Here is a 17,170-nt window from a genome sequence, read left to right on the forward strand (position 1 = left end):
GTAGTACCTCGATGGACCGAGAAAGTTCGTGCCCGTCGTGTCACATATCCCTCTTCGAGGCGCTCAATGCCGCGTCTACGAGCCGCCGTCGGACTGCATGCTCGCTCCGCGGTTTTGATTCGGGTAGTCCGACGGGGCAATCCGCAATGAGTCCGACGGAATCGCGTCTTGGCGCTGCTGAGCGCGCTCCTGCTCGGCCTGGATCTCCTCCACCGTCTGTGCGGTCACGTTCCCCAGGTCGCCCCGGAACGCCGTGTCAAGAAGCGTGATGGTGACGAACACAACGACAAAGATCGTCCCAATCGTGAAGGTGAGGGCGTTGACCGGGTTGTCGTACTTCAGGTGCATGAAGAAGAGCACCACCAGCGTGGCCTTCATCCCCGCAATCCCGAGGGCCACGGGCACGGTGAGGGGGCCGAGGGGGACGTAGGCCACCCCGACCGTCAGGCCGGTCAGGACAATGAGCGCCCCGAACACCTTCAGCAGGGTGGACTTGGGAACGATGTGTGGGCCGTCGTGCGCCATGGGGAGAAGGCAGTCTTCAGAAACTCGATGGAATCGGAATGGCGACCGCAGGCGTAGGTCGCTCTTCTAGATGAGATAGAGCAGCGGGAACAGAAAAATCCAGACGATGTCGACGAGGTGCCAGTAGAGCCCCGTAAGCTCCACGGGCGTGTACCATTCGCTACTGAACGATCCGCGCCACGCCATGATCGCGAGCGCGCCAATCACGATCATGCCGATGACCACGTGGACCCCGTGGATCCCCGTCATGACGAAGTAGATGCTGAAGAATTGAGGCGCCATGGCCATTTCCGCCAGGTGTTCGTAGTGGGCCCCGTGCGGGTCGAATGCCCCACCGGGGTAGACCCCGTGCTCGAATTTGGCCATGTACTCGAAGTACTTGACCACCATGAATCCGCCCGCCAGCCCGAGCGTGCCCAACAGGTAGTAGATGCACTGCTTCACCTTGTCCTGCTTGATGGCGTGGATCGACAGGGCCACCGTCAGGGACGAGGTGAGAAGCACAACGGTGTTGAGCGCCCCCATCGTTTGGTTCAGCGTCCCGCTGGCCGCCGCGAACACCTCGGGGTTCCACTGGCGGAAGACGGCGTAGGCGACGAACATGCCGCTAAAGAGAAGCACCTCGGTGATAAGAAACACCCACATCCCAAGCTTCGCCGAGTCGAACTGCTGCTCCGACGAGACGAAGTGGTGCTCCAGGTGCTCCGGGTGATGGTCGTCGTGCTCGGCCTCCGTCTCGGTGGGGGCCGGGGCTGTTTCCGTTGCCATGGGGTCGGGAGATCTCATGAGACAAGGCGTGGAGCCGCTGCTTACGCACTGGCCGGATCCGCGGTGTCCGTCTCGGACGGGGCCGAGGGCGCCGGTTCGGGGATCTGGGGCACGTCGTCGCTGAGGGCCTCCCCATCCCCACCCCCAAACACTTCGTCGGCGAGGTGGAAGTCGTACGGCCCTCGCGTTACGAGGGGCGTCCGCTCAAAGTTGTGGTGGATCGGGACGGCCGTGGTGTTGGTCCACTCGAGGGTGGTGGCGCCCCAGGGGTTGGCCGGGGCCTTCTCCCCGTACGCGAGCGACCAGAGGGCGTATCCCAGAATGAGGAAGAGGCCCACCCCCAAGATCTGAGAGCCGTAGGTCGAGAGCTGGTGCAGCCCCGCGAAGCGATCCGCGTAGTTCGCGTAGCGTCGAGGCATCCCGCGCGAGCCCAGCACCAACTGCGGGAAGAAGGTGAGGTTGAACCCAATGAAGACAAGCGCGGCCGCGATTTTGGCGAGCGTCTCGTTGTACATGCGCCCCGTGATCTTCGGCCACCAGTAGTGCATCCCCCCCAGGAGGGCCACCACGGATCCGCCCATCATTACGTAGTGGAAGTGCCCCACGACGTAGTAGGTGTCGTGCAGGTGCACATCCACCGAGAGCACGCCCACCATGATTCCCGTGAAGCCCCCGATCGTGAACATGAACAGGAAGCCCAGTGCGTACAGCATCGGGGTCTGTAGCCAGATGGAGCCCTTGTACAGGGTTGCCACCCAGTTGAAGACCTTGATTCCCGAAGGAATCCCGATGAGGTACGTGATGAGCGAGAAGACGATGGACGAGATGGCGGACTGGCCGCTCACGAACATGTGATGGCCCCAGACCAGGAAGCCGAGCATCGCAATCGCGACCGACGAGAGGGCGATGGCCCGGTACCCGAAGATGCGCGACCGGGAGAAGGTCGCGATCAGCTCCGACAGAATGCCGAAGGCCGGCAGAATCATGATGTAGACTGCCGGGTGGCTGTAGAACCAGAAGAAGTGCTGGAAGAGCACCGGGTCGCCCCCAAGCGCCGGGTCAAAGATGCCAATCTGGAGCGTCTGCTCCAGGATGAGGAGCACCATCGTGATGCCGATCACGGGCGTGGCGAGCACCTGCACGATGCTCGTGGCGTACAGCCCCCAGACGAAGAGGGGCAGCCGGTTCCACGTCATGCCCGGCGCCCGCATCTTGTGGATCGTCACGATGAAGTTCATCCCCGTGAAGATGTTGGCGAAGCCGGCGACGAAGATGGCCGCCGTCATCCAGAGCACCCCGCCGCCCGTGGACGAAGAGTACGGGGTGTAGAACGTCCACCCGGTGTCCACCCCGCCCGTCAGGAGGGCCGTGATCGTGAGCGCGGCCCCGGCCAGGTAGACGTACCAGGACGCAAGGTTGAGTCGAGGAAAGGCCACGTCCTTCGCCCCAATCTGGAGGGGCAACACGAAGTTGCCCAGGATGGCCGGGATGGACGGCACCAGGAAAAGGAAGACCATCAGGATGCCGTGCATCGTAAACACCTGGTTATAGGTGTCGTTGCTCATCAGGGTCTGGTCCGGGCCCGACAGCTCGGCCCGCATGAGAAGCGCCAGCACCCCTGCCGCAAGAAAGACCGTGGCAAGGGACACGCAGTAGAGAACCCCGATGCGCTTGTGGTCCTTCGTCGACAACCACGACCAGATGCTCGTCTCGTGGTTGAGGTAATTGGTCTCTTCCTCCTGGGGCTCCCCCTGTTCGACCGGGGCGTTCTGTGTGGTCGTGCTCATAGCGTCTCGATCTGATGTATGACAAGCGTGCACGGCTGAAAAACAGCAGCAGGGGCCCGAGCGTCCCCTCGGGCTCTGGCCGTTACTCCTCGGAGACCTCCTTGTCGCTCTGCTCCTTGATGAACTCAACGAGACCGGTCACCTCACGCTCCGAAAGGCTGGCGTACGACGGCATTACGTTCTGGTAGCCCTCCACCACCTTCGCCCCCGACTGCAGGATGGACTCTCGGAGGTAGTTCGCATCCGCCGTAACCGTCGACCCGTCGGCCATTTGGTGGTCGGTCTTGCCGTAGAGCCCCTTCCAGGTGGGCCCCACCATGTCGGAGCCATCGAGGCTGTGGCAGCCCTGACAGCCCTGTTGCGTGTAGAGCTTTTCTCCCAGCTCCGGAAGCGGAATGTCGTCCGGTGTTCCGGCGCTTTCCAGCCACTCGTCGAAGCGGGCGCGGGAAACGACCTTTACCTCCGCGTCCATCTCGGAGTGGTTCCGGCCGCAGTACTCGGTGCAAAACAAGTCGTACGTTCCTTCCTTCGTCGCCTCAAACCACACCGACGTGTAGCGGTTGGGCAGCACGTCCTGCTTCACCCGAAACGCCGGGACGTAGAAGCTGTGGATCACGTCCTGGCTGCTCATGGTGGTCTTCACCGGCTCGTCGGCCGGCACGTACAGGGTGTCCGTCGTAACGCCGTTCGGATACTCGAACGACCACCCCCACGACCGCGCCTGAACCCGAATCTCGTATGCATTGTCCGGGATCGTCTTCTGCGCCACGAACGACTTGAACCCCCAGTTGAAGACGAGGAGAACGAGAATCGTGGGAATCACGATCCAGGAAATCTCGAGCAGCTTGCTCTCCTTGACGGGACTGGGCCGCTCGGCGGGGTCCTGACGGCGATAGCGGTACATAAACCAGAGCATCGCCGTAACCACGCCGACGAGGAGAATCCCGCTGACGACGTTTACGAAGGTAAAGAGACTATCAATCTTCGGCGCCATCGTAGACGCCGCTTCGGGAAGCCAAAAATCACCCATGTCGTGATTGGTCGTTGGTGGAGACGAATCGCTGCCTCATGTCAAAAGGGCGGCCGATGGGGTGTCGTGCGCCGCCGTGCGGAGTGGCCCCCATACCCGCCGTCCGGATTGTCATTCCGGCTGCTGCCGCTGCTGGTACTCCTCCCTCGCGACGAGGTCCATGGCACGGTCAATCGGGATCCGATAGGTGCCCTCCTCCTCGTCCACGACCTCGTACTGTTGCAGCTCCTGTGCGGCCTCCATCTCGGCCTGCTTGATGTCGCGGTACTGCATCCGCTCGGCGGCCGCCCCCTCTGCGCTTTGGCTCACCTGTCCAAACCACCCGAACAGGATGGCGACGGCGGTCAACACGACGGCAATGATCGAGGCCGAGATGCCCATGATCTGGCTCGCGGCCACGCCTTCGTACGCCACGCCACGCTCCTTCTCCTTCTCGATCTGATCCTCGAAATCAAAGGGTTGTGCGGTGGCTTCTTGACGGGCGGCGCGCGCAAGTTCCGTCACGGGCTCCTCATCGGCGGCCTCGGCGGGCCCCTGCTCGGCCTCCGCCTCCGTGGTCGCGACGAAGCTCTCCACAGAACTCGGATTGCCCCACTCGCCATCCCTCTCAACGAGCACCCGCCAGAAGAACGTCTGCCCGTCCGTGGGCAGCTTGTTGCCGACCGTTACCGCCGTCTGGGCCCCCACCTCGGCGTCCACGACGGGCGTGTCGAAGCGCGCCGTCTCGGCCACCTGCAGGCGGTACGCATTGCCGTCCTCGACGGAGGACCAGACAAACGTCACCGCACTCCCGTCCGCCGAGACGGCGTCAACGGGCGTGACCAGTGAGGGCGCGAGGACGTCGTCGGAAGCCATGTGTCGTGCGCAGGGTTGGTGCTAAAGTGTCTCTTTCTGAACGCAGGGGGGTCGGGAGAGGGTCACCGCACCGGGTGAAATCACCGGAAAAGCCCATTCGTTCCGCCCTCTCTCAGCCCGGACGCGGGGCGTTCGCTACATGTTTTCGAACTGGAGGGAGTCCCGCAGGGACGGATGGTTTTGGGGCACGAGGGGATGTCGACCAAGACGGTACATCAATCCCCCAGCGAAGATTCCCGTCAACCCCAACCAGCACGTAAAGTCGAGCCAGTGGAAGCCCCCGCCCTCCCGGAGCACCGGGAGCACCACCCAGTGCAGATCGAACCAGTGCATCCCAAGCAGCCACACAGACAGCACGGCCATCACCGTCCCGGTCCGTTTTGTCGCCTGCGGCAGCAGGATCAGGAACGGGAGGAGGAAATGGAAGATCACGAGGGCGGCGCTATGCCAGGCCCAGCCCCCCTGGAGCCGGTGTTGAAACCACACCGTCTCTTCCGGAATCCCCCCGTACCAGTACAGCATGTACTGGCTAAACGCAATGTACGCCCAGAAGACGACGAAGCCGAAGAGGTACTTGCCCAGGTCGTGGTCGTGCTCCGGCGTGATGACCCCCTCCAGCACCCCGCCGGTTCGTCGGAGCAGGAGCGAAACGAGTGCAATCGTGGCGACGGCCCCCAGGATGCCCCCCGAGAAGAAGTAGATCCCGAAGATGGTCGAGAACCAGTGCGGGTCGGTGGACATCAGGATGTCGTAGCTCGCGAAAGCGGTGGTCACCGCCAGGAGGGGGAGTCCCCAGGCACTGGTGCTCCGCAACGCCGCCGGAATCTCGGGGTCCGCATCCACGTCCTGCCGGAGGGAGAGGGTGTAGAGGCGGTACGAGATAACCGTCCACACCGCAAAGTACACCACCATCCGGACCGACCAGAACGGCGTGTTCAGGTACGCACGCTTCCCCGCCAGGATCTCGTCGTATTGGGGGCTGCTCGGGTCGTAGAGCCCGGCGTGCGTCCAATGGTACAGGTCATGCATCCCGAACAGCAGCGGCAGCCCCAGCACGAACAGCAGCGGAAACGCCCACACCAGGGCCTCATTGATGCGGTTTACGACCACGCTCCAGTTCGCCCGCGTGAGGTGGTTGAACACGAGGAAAAAGAGCCCCCCCAGGGCTGTGGTCAACAGAAACGACCATCCCACCAGGTAGGCGAAGAAGAAGTCGTCCGGGCTCTCCCAGAGGCCCAGGAGGCTAATGGTCAGGAGCGCGATCCCCAGCGCCATCGGCACGAGCCAGGCGCGCCGGTCCCCCACGAACCGGTAGGCTCGTTTCGCAACGTCGCTCGTCGGCTGGACCGGATCGACCAGCCACTTCAGAAAGGAACTGCGATTGATGGAGTCGGGCATGGCGTTGAGATGTCGGTTCGGAGCCGCAAGGGCCCTGCGAGAAGTTGGTTCAGAGGTCCGCAGCAGTGAGGGGGCCGTGGAGACGGTGAAGACGGGACTACTCCGTGCCGGCCTGCGCCGTCGCGCCGCCCTCGGGCGCCGCGCCCAGCTTGGCCCGCTCTCCCGGCGGCAGGTCGTCAGGCGTGGCGTTCTGGCTGCGCTGCAGGGCGCGGATGTACGCGACGATGGCCCAGCGGTCCATCACGGACACCTTCTGTCCGTAGGCCGGCATGCTACGCACGCCGTTCGCGATCACGTCGTAGAGATACCCGTCCGGCGACTCTCGGAGCCGCCCAACATGATAGCTCGGGGCCGGGGTGTATCCGTAGTCGCCCCGCATGATGACCCCATTCCCGTCTCCGGTTTTCCCGTGGCAGACCGAGCACTGGATCTCGTATCGCTCCCGGCCTCGCTCCAGGACCTCCCGGTTGACCGCGATGGGAATCTGGTCTACGTAATCGCCGTCCGCCGTCCGCCCCTGGTAGAGGGCGGAGCTGTCTCGGAGCTCGCCCCGCGGCACCGTGCCCGAGACCGGCGCCCGCATGGCGGCGCCGTCTTCAAAGTACGGATTCGCCTCCTGCGGCCCGAACTTGGGCTGGAAGTCCATGTCCAGGTTCATGTGGAAGGGCGGATTGTCCGACTGGGTGCCCCGGCACCCCGCCAGGAGCAGGGCGACGAGCATCAAGCCGGTAACGAACAGGCGTCGCATTGGTCGTGCAGGAAAATCGAGGGAGAATGCGGACGGGACCGATCGATGCGGCATCACGCATCGACCGTCCCGTCATCTTTGACGAGCTCAAGGTGGTGTGCCCCGAGCCGCTGGAGCATCGCGGCGCTGTCCTCCACGTCGAACTCATCGTCGCTGGCCGCGATGTGTAGAAAAAACCGATCGTCCGTCGCCCCCTTGAAGCGATCAGAGTAAAACAAGGGGTTGTAGGGCCGCGGCAATCCGTTTAGCGCAAACATGCCCGCCACGGTGCCGAACGCCGCGAACAGGATCGTCAACTCAAACATGATGGGCACCGAGGGCTCCACGGCGAAGAACGGCTTGCCGCTGATGTTGAGCGGGTAGTCCACCGCGGCCGTCCACCACTGCAGGAGATACGCAACCACACAGCCCGTAATCCCGCCAAAAAACGTGAGCACACCGACGGCGGACGCGTTGCCCAGCCCCATCGCCTCGTCCATTCCGTGAATCGGAAACGGGCTGTGCGTGTCAAAGTGGCGGTAGCCTTCCTCCCGGACCGCCTCGGCGGCGTGCAGCAGCGCGCCCGGATCCGGGAACTCGGCGAGCAGGCCGTGGACCTGGTCGGCGTCGCTCTCAAAGATCCCTGCCTGGGCCTTCAGGTCTTGGATCAGCGTGGACATGGTGTCGCGCGGTGCTCAATGGGAAACAGCGATGAGTGATGACGGCGAGGCCGCCTCGTCTACCCGGAGGCATCGGCCCCGTCGTTCCGGTACGCCTCGGCCAGGGCCGGCTCCGCCGGCTTGATGTAGGGCTCGCCGTCGCCCTCGGCGTGCCCGTTGCCCCCGTGGTCGTAGTGGTGCGGGTCGGCCTCCGGCATCACCCCTTTCACCTCCGCCATCGCCACCATCGGCACGAACCGAAGGAAGAGCAGGAAGAGGGTAAAGAAGAGCCCGAACGACCCCACGAACGTGCCGATGTCGACCCACGTGGCCGTGAAGTAGCCCCACGAGCTCGGCAGGAAGTCGCGGTGGAGCGACGTGATCGTAATCACGAACCGCTCGAACCACATCCCGATGTTCACCACGATCGACAGGGCAAACATGACCGGGATGGAGCGCCGAAGCCGCTTCGACCAGAAGAGCTGCGGCGTGACCAGATTACAGGTCATCATGATCCAGTACGCCCAGGCGTACGGCCCGAAGGCGCGGTTGATGAAGGCGTACTGCTCGTACTCGACCCCCGAGTACCAGGCCATGAAGAACTCCGTGATGTAGGCGAAGCCCACGATCGACCCGGTCACCAGGATGATGATGTTCATCTTCTCCAGGTGATCGATCGTAATCAGGTTCTTCAGGCCGTAGATCTCTCGGGTAATCACCATGAGCGTGACCACCATGGCGAAGCCGGAGAAGATGGCCCCGGCCACGAAGTAGGGCGGGAAGATCGTCGTGTGCCACCCCGGGATGACCGACACCGCAAAGTCGAACGACACGACCGAGTGGACCGACAGCACGAGCGGCGTGGCGAGGCCTGCGAGCAGCAGGTACGCCTTTTCGTAGTTGCGCCAGTGGCGGTTCGAGCCCGTCCACCCCAGCGAAAAGAAGGCGAGAATGCGCTGCCGCCAGAAGTTTTTGGCGCGGTCGCGGAGCGTGGCGAGATCCGGAACGAGCCCCACGTACCAGAAGAGGGTCGACACGATGAAGTAGCTCGACACCGCGAACACGTCCCACAGCAGCGGGCTCTTAAACTGCGGCCACATGGCCATCTGGTTCGGAATCGGGAGCGTCCAGTAGATGGCCCAGACGCGCCCGACGTGGAAGGTCGGCCAGATGAGGGCACAGATCACCGCGAAGATCGTCATCGCCTCCGCGGCCCGGTTAATCGCCGTCCGCCAGTGCTGCCGGAAGAGGTAGAGAATGGCGGAAATCAGCGTCCCGGCGTGGCCGATCCCGACCCAGAACACGAAGTTGACAATCGGCCAGCCCCACCCGACGGGCTGGTTGTTGCCCCACACCCCGATGCCGTTCCACACCACATAGGCGAGCAGCCCGATCAGCAGAAGCGCCCCGGACAGCGACACGGCAAAGGCGACGTACCACGCCAGTGGGGCCTTTTTCTCCGCGTGCCGCGACACCATCTCGGTGATGTCGTGAAACGACAGGTTGCCCTTGACGAGACGCTCCGGGTCGGCCGCGCCATCCCCTGCGGGCGACGGGGGCGACTCGGACGGGTCCGTTGGAAGCTTCTTGGATGACTCCACGAATGGCTCAGATCAATTCGACGAGTTCGTGCAGGGGGCGGCCCCGAGGCTAGGCCTCAACGGGCGCCTCCTCTTCCGCCTCGGTGTCCGAAAGGGCCTCCTCCAGGCGGGAATTCGTGTTGCGCACGCGGCCGAGGTAGGAGAGGCGGGGCTTCGTATTTAGGTAGGACAGCAGCTCGTAACGGCGCGGGTTCTTCTTCTCCTCCACCACGTCGCTCTCGGGATTGTTGAGGTCCCCGAACGTGATGGCGTCGGTGGGGCACGCCTCCTGGCAGGCCGTCTCGACCTCGTTGGGCCGTAGGTCGCGATCCTCGTTGTCGGCCTGCTGCTGGTGCTTCCGGATCCGCTGGACGCACCACGTGCACTTCTCCATGACGCCCCGGTTGCGCACGGTGACGTCGGGGTTCTGCGCCATCTGCACCTCCGTCGGCAGCGTCTTGGTCCAGTCGTAAAAGTTGAAGCGGCGGACCTTGTACGGGCAGTTGTTCTGGCAGTAGCGCGTGCCGATGCAGCGATTGTAGACCATCTGGTTCGTGCCGTCCGGCGAGTGCACCGTCGCCGCCACCGGACACACCGACTCACACGGCGCGTTTTCGCAGTGCTGGCACATCACCGGCTGCGTGAGCATCTCGGGGTTGTCGTCCCCCTCCTCCTCGCTCACGTAGTACCGATCGTTCCGAATCCAGTACATGTGCCGCCCCTTGCTCACCTCCTCCTTCCCCACCACCTGCACGTTGTTCTCGCTCGTGCAGGCCACGACACAGGCGTTGCAGCCCGTGCACGTGTTGAGGTCCACGGTCATGCCCCACTGATTCTGGTAGTAGGGGTTGTTTTTGAAGGCCGCCTGGTCCTTCGGGTGGTTTTCCTCCCAGGCCATGGGGTACTCCTGCTGCTTCTCCACAGGGCCCGGCTCGTCGGCGCCGGCGCCGCCGTGCTGGCCGGCGCCGTCGCCCCCATGAGCGGCCTGTTCGGGCATCTCGTCCGCCCCGTGAGCATCGGCGCCCGGCCCCGCCTCCAGGCCCTGGCCCGACACGTTGCCGGCCGCCCCGTCGCCACTGTGCCCGTCCCCGCCACCGTGGCCGCCCCCATCGCCGTGGCCGCCGTCTCCGTGGCCGCCGCTCTCGTGACCCAGATCCGGCACGGGCGGTTGCGACTCGTTGACAAACTCCGGATTCTCTTTAAACTCGTCCAGGGTTGCCCAGCGCACAATCGGGCGCCCCTGCATGCTTCCCTCCTCCTGGGTCGTAGCGAGGAGGTACCCACTGCCAACCTGCGTAACGTTGGCCCCGGTGGCGACGCGCCCCCCGTTCGGGCGCATCGGCGCCACGTTGCCCCCCACCACGTCCACCGGCTCCCCAGACGAGTCGACCCCGCCCGCGATGGGGCTGCCGTTGTAGATGTTGGTTTGATCGCTGGTGTCCCAGAACGGCGTGCTCTCCGACTCGCGGGTGGAGGCGATGGTCCGCCCGTAGCCCATCGACACCCCAATGGAGCCGTCCGGGTAGCCCGGCTGCACCCACACGGGCAGCTTGACGGACTGGCCGTCGAGGGTCAGCTCCACCCGGTCGGCGTAGAAGCTGCCCTCGCGGCGCTGCACCTCCACCCCCAGCTCGTCCGCCGTCGCTCGGCTCATGACGGCAACGTTGTCCCACACAATTTTCGAGATCGGATCCGGCAGCTCCTGCATCCACGGGTTGTTGGAGAATCGCCCCGCCAGCAGCTTCGAATCCGTGCGGAAGACGACCTCAATCTCGTCCGGATCGGACGCCGGGGCGTCGATAGACGGCACGGTCGCCGTGCCCACCGACGCCGTCTCGTACCCGGATCCTTCGAGGTATCCGTCGTGCAACGCCTTGCGCCACCGCTCCTGGAACGGGGCCGGAAGCTGGGCACGCCACTGCTCGCGGACCAGGTCGTGGCCGCTGGCGTCCACGCCCGTCGCCGCCAGGTTGAGCACCTCGATGAGCGAGTGCGCGTCGTCGTAGAGCGGCCGGATGAGCGGCTGGACGATCGACTTCGTGCCGTCGTAGGCCCGGCCGTCGCCCCACTGTTCGAGATAGTGGGTCCGGGGCAGGTGCCAGCGGGCCGCCTGGGCCGTTTCGTTCCGGAGGCGGCCCAGGTGTACCGTATCGCGTACGTTCGAGAGCGCCTCCTCGAAGCCCAGCTCAGACGGGGCGTCGTAGACGGGGTTCACGCCCAGCATGAACAAGGTGTCCACCTCGCCCGCCCGCATCGACGCGGTCAGGTCCGCCAGGGCCTCGTCCTGCGGCTGGATCTCATCGTCTCCGGGATCGAAGAGCGTGACGGTGGTGCCGAGCCCCCCGAGCCGCTGGTTGACTGCCATGGCGAGGGCGTGCACCTCGGGCGGCTGTGCCTCCCCCGCCATTACCACGCCGTGCTCGCCCGCCGCTTGCAGGTCCCGGGCCATCTCCCGGACGTGCAGACGCTCCCGCTCGCTCCACGAGACGTCCGGCGCCTCGCCCACCCCCAGCTCCGCCGCGAGGGCCGCCGCGAGGGCGGGAATGCGCCCGGCCCGCATCGCGAGCCGATGGTCCGAGCTGCCGCCCGTGGTGGAATAACGGCTCTCCACCGTGTAGAGCCGGCTCATGGTGTCCTCCGCGTCGTCTAGGCGCCGCCCCTCCGCAAACCCCTGCGTGTGGTACCCAAAGTCGTGGGTGCGCCCGTCGAGGAAGTTGGCGTCGAGGCTTACGATGACCTCCGCCTCTCCAAGCTCGAAGCGCGGCCGGAGGGGCCGCCCGAAGGCCTGCTGCATGCCGAGCCGCCGCGGGTCGGTCCCCGTCGGGGCGTACGGCACCCACTGCAGGTTCGGAAAGCGATCCGCCATGCGCTGGCGCATCGCCTGTACGGTCGGGGACGAGGTCTTCTCCGCCAGAACCGCCACTTGGTGCTGGTCGGCCTCGTTGCCCAGCTGGCGGCAAAACGAGACGAAGTCGCTCCAGGAGGCGGCGCGCCCCTCCTGGCGGACGGATCGGGAGCGATCGGGGTCGTATAGGTTGAGCACCGAGGCCTGCTCGTACGGGCTGGTGCCACTCTGTCCCGACGGATGGTCACTGTTGCCCTTGATCTTGGTCGGGCGCCCTTCGTTGCTCTGGGCCACGACCGGGCGCAGCACCCCCCGGAACGGCATGCTCGTGGCGTAGTGGTCCTCAATGCCGGGCGTCACCGTCTCCGGCTCGCGGGCATACGGCAGAATTTTCTCCTCCGGCCGCCGGCAGCCGGCCAGCCCCGCCATGGCCATGGCCGCGCCCATCAGCTGCAGGAACTGTCGCCGCGACGCGCCGCTCGGGGGCTCACTGTCTCCCGGCACGAATTCCGTGAGGTCGTCGCCGTCCTCGTCGGCGTCCGACTCGGACCAGTGGCGCCAAAAGGTCGGCTCCGACGACCCATCACGCGCACCCGATTCTTCGTCGCGGGCGGCCGTTTCCGAATCTATGACGTCTAGTTCGATCATACTGCGCTGTGACGTTACGGATTGAGGGATGCCCCCAGGCGCTGAGTGCCCGAGGGCCGGTGCCGCGTCCGGTTCGCCTCGCCCGGCGGGCCGTCCGGCGCGTCCCTGAACGATTAGTAGTGGCAGGCCGAGCAGTTGGAGGGCGGCTGAATGCCCTCCTCTTCGATGCGCTCTAGGTTGCGCTCGACGAAGTTGGCCGGCTGGGTGTACCCCATCGTCGTGATCTGATCGTTGGGCCGGAGGTACTTCTCCGGCTGCCGGTGGCAATCCAGACACCACCCCATCGACAGGGGTTCGGCCTGGTACACGCCGTCCGCGCCCATCTGGTCGATCCGGCCGTGACACGTCTCGCACCCAACCCCCTTGTTCACGTGCGACGCGTGGCTGAAGTGGGCGTAGTCCGGCAGGTGGTGCACCTTTGTCCACTCAATGGGCTCGTTGTTTGCCCAGCTCTCACGCACCGGCAGCAGCTTGGGGGAGTTGGTTTTTACCTGGCTGTGGCACGTCATGCAGGTCTGCGTGGAGGGCACATTGGCGTGCTTGGAGTTGGCCACGTTGGTGTGGCAGTACTGACAGTCCATCCCCAGCTTCTCAACGTGGGTCTCGTGGCTGTAGGGCACGGGCTGTTCCGGTTGGTAGCCCACCACCTTGAACTCGGGCGAGAAGTAGTACCAAACCAAAAACACCAGGAGAACGCCCCCGAGGACCGAAGCCCCTAGGGAAAGAACGGGCAGCGCATTGGCCTTCTTGGGAAAGAATTGCGGCATACTAGCGCATCATTCGACAGTGAGCAATCGGGAACCGCTGTTCTCCCGTCCAAGCAAGAGAAATATACGATGTAACGATCAACAAGCCAAGCCCCCCGTTGGCTTTCCACTAGATCCTACTAGATCTATGCTGAACCTTAACGTTCTTGACGGGTGAGCACTCGGTGGGACATACCGTACTTATCTCCAGGGGGTGCGATCAGAAGATGTGACTAATTTAATACGTATTCACGCCACTCTCTGTCCTGAAGACGGGCGGGTGATTGCAGAAACAACGCGAACTCGTCGAATCACGGCTCTCTCCACGTTAGGCCCGTGCGCCGGCGGCAGGAGGCCGGGGCTGCGCCGTCCCTTCGGCAAAAGCCCTCCCGCTCCGCCCTCATGCCCCCCTTTGCCACTCTCCCGTACGCCCAGTGCCTACCGGCTACTGGCCTCCCCGCGTTCTTTCTATCTGTCTCTTCCCGGTCGTTCTCGGCACGGATTCCCTTTCGTTGATGCCCGGGCGCCCCGGTTGATGCGGAATTCGCCTTGCTTCTCGCGGGCCGTTCGCCCGCCGCCGGGACGGCTTGAACGGATTGCGGTGCCATGTGTCGTACACATGTCGTACACGCACCGCAACGTTACGTTCGTCGGTCGCGTCCAACGTTCTAAGCAGGCTGACGTCCGTCCTACCGGGACGCGGCCCAGGCCCGACGGGCCGCCTCCGCCCGGGATTAACTTCTCCGGCAAATTGCACGCCAGACGCTGGGCACCCGGGCCACTGCGCCCTGCTCCCGGAAGCCGCCGCCGGTCTCGCCTCGCAGGACGAGCCCTCGGCGGTGGGCGTTCGGTTCCGGCGCCTCTGGCGATGCCAACCTGGAAGGCACGAACGCACCTACGAGTTCGAAGGCGGTAACGAGGCCTCCGTCGTGGGACGGGGGACCCAGGCCCGCGATCCGGGACAGTCGTCTGGAGTAGGGGCCCGGCGGACACCAGTGCGCCGTTGCCGGCAGGCAGGGCGGCTGCGGGCCGGCAGTCGCCCGCAGGCCAGGGGCCGGCCTGCCACTGAGGACGCACTGCCCTCGATTCGCCCCGCCCCCTGGCTGCCACACCGCCGCTCGAGGTACAGGGCCCCTCCCCAGATCAGTGTTCCGCAGTCAGAAGGCATAGTTAACACCCGCAAAGAAGATGCGGCCTGTTTCCGGAATGGGCGTTCCGGAGTATGGATTCTTTGCGTTCAGGTGATTGACGTAGTCGGCATCGGTGAGATTGGTTACGCCCCCCTCGACGGAAATGCCGCGTCCCACCGCAAGGCCGCCCCGGAGGTCAAGGGTGACGTATCCCTCGGTGGGGGTCTCGCCAGGTATCGACGCCACACGGTCTTGCTCCGTCACGCCCCCCAGTGTGCCCTCTATGTAAAAGCGGCCCTGGGGCGGTTCGTAGCGGACCCCGATGTCTCCGCTCAGGGGCGCAACGCCCAACGCCGGCTGATCGGTCTCTAGGTTTTTCCCCCAGAGGTAGCTCCCGCTCACGCTCGCGGTGAGCGATCGGAGCACCGCCACCGACGCCGACATCTCGCCGCCGTAGAAGGTCGCCGTGCCGTTGGCGTAGCGGAACGGCCCTTCCGCGAAGATGGGCAGTGGCAGCATGGGCTCCACGTCCGGCGCATCCTGGAGGGTGATGTAGTTGGAGATCCGCCGCGCAAAGCCGCCCGCCGTGAACGAAACGCGGTCGTAGCGGGCCTCCAGTTCGAGATCGGCCTGCCAGGACCGCTCGGGGTCCAGGCGCGGGTTGCCGATAAACTCGGCACTCGTTTGTGCCTTGTTCGACGGGAAGCGGTCCGCGTAGCGCTCCAGGGCACTGGCGGAGCGTACCGCCGTCCCGCCTCCGGCCGAGAGCGTCCAGGCCTCCGAGAGCGGCGCCGTGAGCATCAGTGCACCGCTCACGTTGAACTCCCGTCGGTCGAGCGCATCCGCATCCAGCGCCCCGTTGCCCGGCTTGGCAATGTCGAGATACACGTCGGTCACCTGCTCCTCGTCGGCCCCGGCCCAGACCATGTCCGCGCGGACGGTGCCGGTGGCCTCGACGGGTCCGAGCAGGCGCGTGGCCTGCGCAAAGACGCCCGCATCGGCGGTGACAACCCCCGGCCAGATCTGTTTGCTCTCGTAGAAGCCCGGCGTCGTCGGATCGCCGTTCTTGACGACCTGGAAGGGACGCTCGGCATCGCGGTGGGCACGGTACCCGTCGGCCCCAACCTTGAGCCGCAGGTCTTGGGAGGGCGCCAGTTGCGTCACCACGCGTCCGCCGAGCGTCGTGATGTCGGCATTGACGGCAACGCGCAGCGGGGGCCCCGGAAAGTTCTCCGAGGCGTAGGTCACCTTCCCCTCGTTGTTCATCGTGTGCAGGGTCTGGTAGCCATACGCCTTTGCCTCCACCGAACGCACCAGGCCGGTGCCCGAGGCGTACTCGTACCCGAGGCGCGCGCGGCCAGTTTTGAAAAACTGGGCGTTGAGCAGGCGGCCGGGGTAGTCGACGTCATCCTGTCGCTGGTATCCGCCCCCGGCAGTCAGGCGCTGATTATCGCCAAGTTTGTAGCCGACCTTCGCACGGAGCTCGCGGTTCAGAAAGTCTGCGGGCACCGACGTGCCGTCGCCGGTCTCGTAGTCGTTGCCCGTTCTGTAGGCCCCATCAACCCGGTAGGCGAACGCGTCGCTTCGCCCGCTGACCGTGCCCGTCACGTCGTAGGAGCCGAAGTTGCTGTCGTAGCCGGTCTGTAGCTGTCCGCTCAGACGCTCGCCACGGGCCACGTTGAAGAGGTCATTGGTCTCGACGCGAATGGCGCTAAGCTGGCCGCCCCCCCAGGTGAGCGCGTACGGGCCCTTGGCAACCTCGATGCTCTGCATGGTCGAGGGGCCGGTGTGGCTCAGCGGCGAGTCCATGCGCGCCGGGCCGGCCGGGAAGGTGCGCATTCCGTCTACGTAAACGCCCACCTGCCTGGAGCGCAGCCCCCGCACAACTGGATCGAGGCCGACCGGACCCCGTCGCACCGCACTCACCCCCGACATCGTGCGCAGAAGCTCACCGCCGTCACGCGGATTGGCCTCCTGAATGTCCGCCTTCCGGAGTTGCTCGGCGGTCTCGGAAACGGTGGGCGCGGCCGTTACCTCCACGGCGTCGAGGCCGACAGTCCGTGGAGCGAGGGCAAACTGGACCCCGACGGATTCGGCGGCGGACACCTCCACCTCACGCGAGCGGGGCGCAAAGCCGACGAAGCGCGCCCGCACGACATACTTGCCAGGGGCGAGCCCGTCGACGGCAAAGCGCCCCTGTGGCCCGGTACTCGTGCCGCGCGGCTGGGCACCGTCACCGGTGCTCTCGACGATTACATTGACGCTGGGCAAGGGGCGACCCGTCTCCCCATTGGTAACGCGACCGGTCACGGCCCCCGACGGCTGGGCCGCCGCGGCGGGAATGAGAGCAAAAACAATGAACGAGATGCATGCAAAAACGACGTAGCGATCCATAGAAGTCCTCCAAGTTTGTGGGAATGCACGGACGACCTCATCCGTGCGGGCATCCGAACGACAGAAATACGGGGGGCA

12 protein-coding genes are annotated in these 17,170 nt (G+C 65.1%); all 12 read right to left on the minus strand.

The features are described 5' to 3' along the window. Window positions 1–75: 75 nt before the first annotated feature. The 12 genes from SRU_RS11050 to SRU_RS11105 all read right to left on the minus strand — a co-directional run bounded on the left by SRU_RS11050 (window position 76) and on the right by SRU_RS11105 (window position 17,092). Window positions 76–525 carry a cytochrome C oxidase subunit IV family protein gene (locus SRU_RS11050; RefSeq protein ID WP_011404825.1) on the minus strand — a complete coding sequence of 150 codons (450 nt, stop codon included), beginning with the start codon at window positions 523–525 and terminating at the stop codon, window positions 76–78. Between the two features lie 66 nt (window positions 526–591). Beyond that, a complete protein-coding gene (locus tag SRU_RS11055; protein WP_011404826.1) occupies window positions 592–1,293 on the minus strand; it encodes a cytochrome c oxidase subunit 3 family protein in 702 nt (233 codons plus the stop codon). Window positions 1,294–1,334: 41 nt separating this feature from the next. Then, a complete protein-coding gene (gene ctaD / locus SRU_RS11060; protein ID WP_011404827.1) occupies window positions 1,335–3,080 on the minus strand; it encodes a cytochrome c oxidase subunit I in 1,746 nt (581 codons plus the stop codon). 82 nt (window positions 3,081–3,162) lie between these two features. Next, window positions 3,163–4,110 carry a cytochrome c oxidase subunit II gene (gene coxB / locus SRU_RS11065; protein WP_011404828.1) on the minus strand — a complete coding sequence of 316 codons (948 nt, stop codon included), beginning with the start codon at window positions 4,108–4,110 and terminating at the stop codon, window positions 3,163–3,165. A 111-nt stretch (window positions 4,111–4,221) separates the two neighbouring features. Continuing rightward, complete coding sequence (locus SRU_RS11070; RefSeq protein WP_011404829.1) at window positions 4,222–4,965, minus strand: hypothetical protein; 744 nt, start codon at window positions 4,963–4,965, stop codon at window positions 4,222–4,224. A 135-nt stretch (window positions 4,966–5,100) separates the two neighbouring features. Beyond that, window positions 5,101–6,363, minus strand: a complete 1,263-nt coding sequence (locus SRU_RS11075; protein ID WP_013062436.1) for a hypothetical protein — start codon at window positions 6,361–6,363, stop codon at window positions 5,101–5,103. 97 nt (window positions 6,364–6,460) lie between these two features. After that, on the minus strand, window positions 6,461–7,111 hold the full coding sequence (locus SRU_RS11080) for a c-type cytochrome (protein ID WP_043552496.1): 651 nt from the start codon (window positions 7,109–7,111) through the stop codon (window positions 6,461–6,463). Window positions 7,112–7,164: 53 nt separating this feature from the next. Beyond that, window positions 7,165–7,770, minus strand: a complete 606-nt coding sequence (locus SRU_RS11085; RefSeq protein WP_011404832.1) for a DUF3341 domain-containing protein — start codon at window positions 7,768–7,770, stop codon at window positions 7,165–7,167. 59 nt (window positions 7,771–7,829) lie between these two features. Further along, on the minus strand, window positions 7,830–9,251 hold the full coding sequence (gene nrfD, locus SRU_RS11090; RefSeq protein ID WP_272481472.1) for an NrfD/PsrC family molybdoenzyme membrane anchor subunit: 1,422 nt from the start codon (window positions 9,249–9,251) through the stop codon (window positions 7,830–7,832). A 148-nt stretch (window positions 9,252–9,399) separates the two neighbouring features. Beyond that, window positions 9,400–12,822, minus strand: a complete 3,423-nt coding sequence (locus SRU_RS11095) for a 4Fe-4S dicluster domain-containing protein (RefSeq protein WP_011404834.1) — start codon at window positions 12,820–12,822, stop codon at window positions 9,400–9,402. 113 nt (window positions 12,823–12,935) lie between these two features. Continuing rightward, complete coding sequence (locus tag SRU_RS11100; RefSeq protein ID WP_011404835.1) at window positions 12,936–13,589, minus strand: cytochrome c3 family protein; 654 nt, start codon at window positions 13,587–13,589, stop codon at window positions 12,936–12,938. Between the two features lie 1,136 nt (window positions 13,590–14,725). Beyond that, window positions 14,726–17,092, minus strand: a complete 2,367-nt coding sequence (locus SRU_RS11105) for a TonB-dependent receptor (protein WP_011404836.1) — start codon at window positions 17,090–17,092, stop codon at window positions 14,726–14,728. Window positions 17,093–17,170: the final 78 nt, after the last annotated feature.

Origin of the sequence: Salinibacter ruber DSM 13855 (genome assembly GCF_000013045.1) — a bacterium.
Classification (GTDB): domain Bacteria; phylum Bacteroidota; class Rhodothermia; order Rhodothermales; family Salinibacteraceae; genus Salinibacter; species Salinibacter ruber.